Below are 6,717 nucleotides of genomic sequence, written 5' to 3'. Positions count from 1 at the left end.
GCCAGAGGTTTCAAGAAGACTCAGGCCCTGGTAATCCTTGCCCGCAAACTCGCCCGGGTGGCGTTCGCCCTGATGAAAAACCAGAGCGAATACCGACCGAATCGACCGCTGCAGGGTTGTCCTGCAACATAGAATCTCCCACATTGGATCTGCGGGAGAGCACACCTTCTGTGCCACAGCCCAATCAAATGTGGGAGCGAGCTTGCTCGCGATGAGGCCAGCCCAAGCAATAGAGATTCCAAACCCGATCACCACAAAAAAAGCCCCACCTGGCTCAACACCGGACGGGGCTTTCGATGACTCAAGAACCGCTGTTAAGCGACGCTCATGGTCTTGTGCGTATCAATCAAATGCTGCACCACACCCGGATCGGCCAGGGTGGAAATATCCCCCAACCCGTCGTATTCACCCGTGGCGATCTTGCGCAGGATGCGCCGCATGATTTTCCCCGAACGGGTTTTCGGCAGGCCTGGCGCCCACTGGATGACATCCGGCGAGGCAATCGGACCAATCTCTTTGCGCACCCAGTTTTTCAGTTCCAGGCGCAGCGCTTCGCTCGGCTCTTCGCCACCGTTGAGGGTGACGTAGACATAAATGCCCTGCCCTTTGATGTCATGCGGCACACCGACCACCGCCGCTTCGGCGACTTTCGGGTGAGCGACCATCGCGCTTTCAATCTCGGCCGTGCCCATACGGTGACCGGAAACGTTGAGCACATCATCCACACGCCCAGTAATCCACCAGTAGCCATCGGCATCGCGACGCGCGCCGTCACCAGTGAAGTACATGCCACGGAAGGTCTTGAAGTAGGTGTCGACGAAGCGGTCGTGATCGCCATACAGCGTACGCGCCTGACCTGGCCACGAATCGAGAATCACCAGGTTACCCTCGGCAACGCCCTCGATGATGTTGCCCAGGTTGTCGACCAACGCCGGCACCACCCCGAAGAACGGACGCGCCGCCGAGCCCGGCTTGAGCGCATGAGCGCCCGGCAGCGGGCTCATCAGGGTCGCGCCGGTTTCGGTCTGCCACCAGGTATCGACGATCGGGCAGCGAGATTGGCCGACGTTCTTGTAGTACCAGTCCCACGCTTCCGGGTTAATCGGCTCGCCGACCGAACCCAACAGACGCAGGCTACTGCCATCCGCACCTTCAACAGCCGCGGTGCCCTGCGCCATCATGGCGCGGATTGCGGTTGGCGCGGTATAGAGGATGTTGACCTTGTGCTTATCGACGATCTTCGCCACCCGGGTAATGTCCGGGTAGTTCGGCACGCCTTCGAACAGCAAGGTGGTCGCGCCGTTGGCCAGCGGGCCATAGACAATATAGGTGTGGCCGGTGACCCAGCCGACGTCGGCGGTGCACCAGTAGATTTCGCCCGGACGGTAGTCGAACACGCGCTCGTGGGTCAGCGCGGCGTACAACAGATAACCGCCAGTGGTGTGCTGCACGCCCTTCGGCTTGCCGGTGGAACCCGAGGTATAAAGGATGAACAGCGCTTCTTCGGCGCCCATCTCTTTCGGCGCGCACACGGTGCCCGCGACTTTCATCAGGTCTTCGTACCAGATGTCGCGGTGCTGGTTCCACTTGATGTTGCCACCGGTGCGCTTGCACACGATGACCTTCTGGATGCTGCTGGTTTCCGGGTTGGTCAGCGCGTCATCGACGTTGGCCTTGAGCGAGATCTTTTTGCCGGCACGCAGGCCTTCGTCAGCGGTGATCACCACTTTCGATTTGCAGTCGATGATCCGACCGGCCAGGGCTTCCGGCGAGAAGCCGCCGAACACCACCGAGTGAATCGCGCCGATCCGGGTACAGGCCAACATGGCGACCACGGCTTCGGGGATCATCGGCATATAGATAGTCACCACGTCGCCGCGGTGCACATCCTGGCCGCGCAAGGCGTTGGCAAACTTGCAGACTTGTTCGTGCAATTCGCGGTAGGTGATGTTGCGGCTCTCGGCCGGGTCATCGCCCTCCCAGATGATCGCGATCTGATCGCCACGCTCGGCGAGATGGCGGTCCAGGCAGTTGTAGGAAACGTTCAGGGTGCCGTCGGCGAACCATTTGATGTCGACATGGTGATCGTCGAAGGAGGTCTGCTTCACCGTGGTGAAAGGCTTGATCCAGTCGAGGCGCTTGGCTTGCTCGCGCCAGAAACCGTCCGGGTTGACGACCGACTGCTGGTACATGGCCTTGTAGGTCGCCTCGTCAGTCAGCGTGTTGGCCGCAACCTCGGGACGAACGGGATACAGAGAAGCCGCACTCATCTTTCTTACCTCGGTGGAATAGTTGTTTTTGTATGGCCCTGTTGTAGCCCGGGGCGGGCCTATAGAACCATTCGACGATGGTAGTAACAAGCCCCTACAAAATGTCGTATTTACCGAGCAAACCGCTCAGACACCACGGTTTTCGCGGGCTTCAGGCGTTTTTGAGAAAGGTGATTCGGGAGTCTACAAGGTCGTTTTTACGAGATTGTTACAAGATTTGCCAAAAGTCTTTATCAAAAGCACACCTATATACGGGTAACTCGCACGCCTAAAATCAGCCTCGCCAACACGGCAAACGTGATTAACCCAGTTGCAGCCCCCACGAAGGCAGTTAATCCAACACTTAGTTATCAAGTTCCACACGCAACCCCAAAAAGGTTGCGTGACCCCCTTCGACCTTAGAAAGGTAAAATTGAAATGAAAGCTTTATTGGTTCTGGCCCTCAGCAGTCTGTGCGCAACCGCCATGGCAGACGAGATCCCGACTGATGTTGCCAGCAACACCGTACCGGTAGAGGAATACACTTATTCGACTCACCTGGACATCGCCAAAGTTATCTCCATGAGCGAAGTACCCAGCGTTTGCGAAGTTGTGCCGGCCCGCATGGAATATGAAGACTCGAAGGGTCAACGGCATATTCTGCGCTACAGCGTAATGGGTAACGGCTGCTCCAACGGCTGATCATCAACGCTGAGGTTTGGCTGATTGCCGAACCCGACATCACCGCCCGGCCTTCGTCGGGCGTCGTTGTGTCTGGAGACACAGAAACCCGGACCAAAACACTACATGTAGTGTAAAAAGCCGTTTTTGGTTGTTTTTTGAACAGAAAACCTCACAAACAATTACCCCCTGAAACTGGACACAATCCGGCCCGTTAAAACACCCCTTCTCCCCTGTAAGTCCCATCCCATCGGGCTTGCGACGTTTTGACAGCCAACACCGACGTCATCAGCGCTGCCGAGTCGCCAAAAAACGCTAAAAAAAATCTTCATCGGCCAAAGCCCTGTAAACCCTTGCTCCGCCTTGATTGCGCGCCCTGCCGAGGGTTCTCTGAGCCACTTCGTCGCACCACAACCGTGAAAAAACACCTATAATGCGCCCGTAAATCGGGCCTGCAACATCCCCTTACAGGAGGATGCAGGACGCTGAGGCCACCGCAGGAGCTGACGACGTTATCTCCGCCCTTAGCGACTTCAGGACACCCGTACACATTTCTGTTTTTTGCCTGCGTACTGCTGCAACAAACGATTCCTTTTAGAGACAACGCGGCCACCGGGCCGTGTGAAAAACCGACCATCAGTGTTTTCACACGGGCGACTGGCCCTCACGCAGGAGACGACACGTCATGCTGAGCTGGGACGAATTCGACAAAGAAGACGGCGAAGTTGTCGCCAAAGGCGCCAATGCTGGCCACGCTACTGAAGCCAACATGGACCGCCTCGACAGCGCCGGTGGTGCCGCAGCCCTTGAAGCTCGCGCCGTAACCGCCACCGACTCGGCTGCGATCGTTCGCGCCAAGGCCGCCCTCGACAAACTCGACGTCGCCGAAGGCCTGGCCGAACTCGAAGGCGCTTCTGCCCGCGTTGCGGTCGACGAAAAGCGCATGATCAACTGCCGCGCCGACCTCAACCAACTCGTCCCGTTCAAATACGACTGGGCCTGGCAGAAGTACCTGGACGGCTGCGCAAACCACTGGATGCCGCAAGAAGTCAACATGACCGCCGACATCGCCCTCTGGAAAAACCCGGAAGGCCTGACCGACGACGAGCGCCGCATCGTGATGCGCAACCTCGGCTTCTTCTCCACCGCCGACTCCCTGGTTGCCAACAACCTGGTGCTGGCCGTGTACCGCCTGATCACCAACCCGGAATGCCGCCAGTACATCCTGCGCCAGGCGTTCGAAGAGGCGATCCACACCCACGCCTACCAGTACTGCATCGAATCGTTGGCCATGGATGAAGGCGAGATCTTCAACATGTACCACGAGATCCCATCGGTCGCGAAAAAAGCCACCTGGGGCCTGAAGTACACCCGTTCGATCTCCGATCCGAAGTTCGAAACCGGCACCGTCGAAACCGACAAAGAACTGCTGCGCAACCTGATCGCCTACTACTGCGTGCTGGAAGGCATCTTCTTCTACTGCGGCTTCACCCAGATCCTCTCCATGGGCCGCCGCAACAAAATGACCGGCGTCGCCGAGCAGTTCCAGTACATCCTGCGCGACGAATCCATGCACCTGAACTTCGGCATCGACGTGATCAACCAGATCAAAATCGAAAACCCACACCTGTGGGATGCTGAAATGAAGGAAGAAGCTTCGCAGATGATTCTGCAGGGCACTCAGCTGGAGATCGAATACGCTCGTGACACCATGCCTCGCGGCGTGCTGGGCATGAACGCGGCGATGATGGAGGACTACCTGAAGTTCATCGCTAACCGTCGTTTGTCGCAGATTGGTTTGAAAGAGGAATACCCAGGGACGACTAACCCGTTCCCATGGATGAGCGAGATTATGGACTTGAAGAAAGAGAAGAATTTCTTTGAGACGCGGGTTATTGAGTATCAGACTGGTGGGGCTTTGAGCTGGGATTGATTTCTGGCGCTGGCCGCGATTTACCGTTGCGTATCTAAACCGGTAGATCGAAAAACTAAAAAGCCCTGATTTGATCAGGGCTTTTTTATGCCCACAGAAAACACTTAATTCCTACACAAAGTAGGGAGCATGCCGCATGGATGCTCAGCGACAGCACTTCTAAACTCCATGACAGGTGCCTAAGAAACACCCAACGTAGAAGCAAGCCCATCACACAGACTTGAAAATGATAGCCCCTGAGCGCTCGTCATTTGATATCGGTGGAAGGCTTAGCTCGTTGGGATTTCTTGAGTCCTCTCTACGTTGGGTTCTGGCCCTGCCCAATACATACGTAGAGGTCACGGAATATGACGACTCGAGTCTTACCCCATGTTTTTCCCTCGTTAACAGATGACGTAGCGGAGCCCATCACCTCCACCCTCTTCACCCGCCACAATATCCACCTCCACGCCCTGCTCTTGGAAAACCAAGCCTGGTTTTACGCACGCGATATTGGGCGGTTGATGGGCAAATACCTGGACGAACGCATGTCCCGAAAGCTCGATGCGGATCAACGGCGAATGCTGCTTGTGCAAGCCCATGGCACTGCAGAAGAGCGGTTGATGCTCAGTGAGTCCGGTGTGTATGCGTTGCTGGTCTATCACTATTGCCCGGAGTACCGTTCGCTACGCGAATGGCTGACCCATCAGGTGGTGCCGACGTTAAGGGATGCGCGGCCGTTGCGGGCGGTGGAGCGGCCGACATTAAGCGTGTTGGATTGGCCGCAGATGCAGTTGAGTCTGTTGCATTGGCAGGATGAACCGTGGATTCGGTTGCGGGATATGCCTTGCGTACTGCTGGGCCAGCAGCAAACGTCTTGGTGGCGGAAGGCTTCGCGGTTGTTCAAAGTTATTTAGTCGACCATCGACGTGATGGTTGTGGGATTTCCTTAGTCAATTTGAGAGTTACTTCGGATCATGCCGTAGGAAATTTCGTAGACGCCGTAATGACCACTCAGTATCGTCCGAGGGTTTTCAACCCTCGGCGATTGTATGGACACTGGAAAGAAGAATAGCGACTGGAGCGACTCGGAGATTAAGGCCGCGGTCGATGCCTATTTGAAGATGCTTGCGCTTGAACTGAAAGGGCAAAAATTCAATAAGGCACTGGAAAACCGCCAACTGCGTCAGGGTGCCTTGGCAGATCGCACCGAAGGTTCCGTTGAATTCCGGATGCAAAACATCTCAACCGTGTTGGAACAGATGGGAAGGCAGCGGATTGATGGATACAAATCCGCTCCGCACGTCGGCACTAATGTTGAGTTCGCTATTCGTGCTGCGTTGGCCGATAGAGGCGTTTTCGCCGAAGACGATTCCACTCCCACCGCCGATGAAGCATTGCTTGAACGTCGTGCCGCCGCCCTTGAGCAAAAACCATTCGAGAAAGAACCGAAAGGGATCTTGAAACCCAAGCGGGCCTCTTCCAGTAGCACTGCTTACATTCGTGATCCTGAAGTCAGGGCCTGGGTTCGGCAGAATGCCAAAGGCATCTGCGAAGGCTGTCGCAAGCCTGCACCGTTTGAGAAAAACGGTTCGCCATTTCTTGAGGTGCATCACGTTAAGCATTTGGCGCAGAAAGGTTCGGATCGGACGAGTAATGCCGTGGCGCTCTGCCCGAACTGTCATCGGCGTTGTCATCATTCGAGCGATAAGGAAGCGTTTACCTTGTCGCTTTATACGAATGTGAAGCGGCTCGAACGTGAGTAATCATCGCTCGTTGCACATGCTGGGGTTGTCGTTGGCTGGGAGATCGCCATCGCGAGCAGGCTCGCTCCCACAGGGGATTGGCGGTGGGTTTGGGAGTTTCGGTGTTGTT

5 protein-coding genes and 1 pseudogene are annotated in these 6,717 nt (G+C 56.2%); 5 read left to right on the top strand and 1 reads right to left on the bottom strand.

The features are described from left to right. Positions 1-132: pseudogene (locus AC1DIH_RS27325) on the top strand (IS110 family transposase); the annotation flags it as partial. 182 nt (positions 133-314) lie between these two features. On the opposite strand, the gene acs reads toward AC1DIH_RS27325, so the two are convergent. Beyond that, the gene (gene acs / locus AC1DIH_RS27320; protein ID WP_477773974.1) at positions 315-2,270 is read right to left on the bottom strand and encodes an acetate--CoA ligase; all 1,956 of its coding nucleotides are present in this window, start codon (positions 2,268-2,270) and stop codon (positions 315-317) included. A 417-nt stretch (positions 2,271-2,687) separates the two neighbouring features. On the opposite strand from acs, the gene AC1DIH_RS27315 reads away from it, so the two are divergent. The 4 genes from AC1DIH_RS27315 (at position 2,688) to AC1DIH_RS27300 (ending at position 6,608) form a co-directional block, all read left to right on the top strand. Further along, positions 2,688-2,951, top strand: a complete 264-nt coding sequence (locus AC1DIH_RS27315; protein WP_054593625.1) for a DUF2790 domain-containing protein — start codon at positions 2,688-2,690, stop codon at positions 2,949-2,951. A 664-nt stretch (positions 2,952-3,615) separates the two neighbouring features. Next, positions 3,616-4,863 carry a ribonucleotide-diphosphate reductase subunit beta gene (locus AC1DIH_RS27310; protein ID WP_054593626.1) on the top strand — a complete coding sequence of 416 codons (1,248 nt, stop codon included), beginning with the start codon at positions 3,616-3,618 and terminating at the stop codon, positions 4,861-4,863. 347 nt (positions 4,864-5,210) lie between these two features. Then, a complete protein-coding gene (locus AC1DIH_RS27305) occupies positions 5,211-5,759 on the top strand; it encodes a BRO-N domain-containing protein (RefSeq protein WP_477773973.1) in 549 nt (182 codons plus the stop codon). A 135-nt stretch (positions 5,760-5,894) separates the two neighbouring features. Further along, entirely contained in the window at positions 5,895-6,608 is a 714-nt protein-coding gene (locus tag AC1DIH_RS27300) for an HNH endonuclease (protein WP_427533501.1), read from the top strand. The last annotated feature ends 109 nt before the right edge of the window (positions 6,609-6,717 follow it).

It is taken from the genome of Pseudomonas sp. 05N36, from assembly GCF_056397385.1.
This window is presented reverse-complemented; position numbering and strand designations above follow the sequence as displayed.

Bases quoted from the DNA above. Each gene is read 5' to 3' on its own strand.
- acs (WP_477773974.1), bottom strand. From the start codon at position 2,270: ATGAGTGCGGCTTCTCTGTATCCCGTTCGTCCCGAGGTTGCGGCCAAC.
- AC1DIH_RS27315 (WP_054593625.1), top strand. From the start codon at position 2,688: ATGAAAGCTTTATTGGTTCTGGCCCTCAGCAGTCTGTGCGCAACCGCC.
- AC1DIH_RS27310 (WP_054593626.1), top strand. From the start codon at position 3,616: ATGCTGAGCTGGGACGAATTCGACAAAGAAGACGGCGAAGTTGTCGCC.
- AC1DIH_RS27305 (WP_477773973.1), top strand. From the start codon at position 5,211: ATGACGACTCGAGTCTTACCCCATGTTTTTCCCTCGTTAACAGATGAC.
- AC1DIH_RS27300 (WP_427533501.1), top strand. From the start codon at position 5,895: ATGGACACTGGAAAGAAGAATAGCGACTGGAGCGACTCGGAGATTAAG.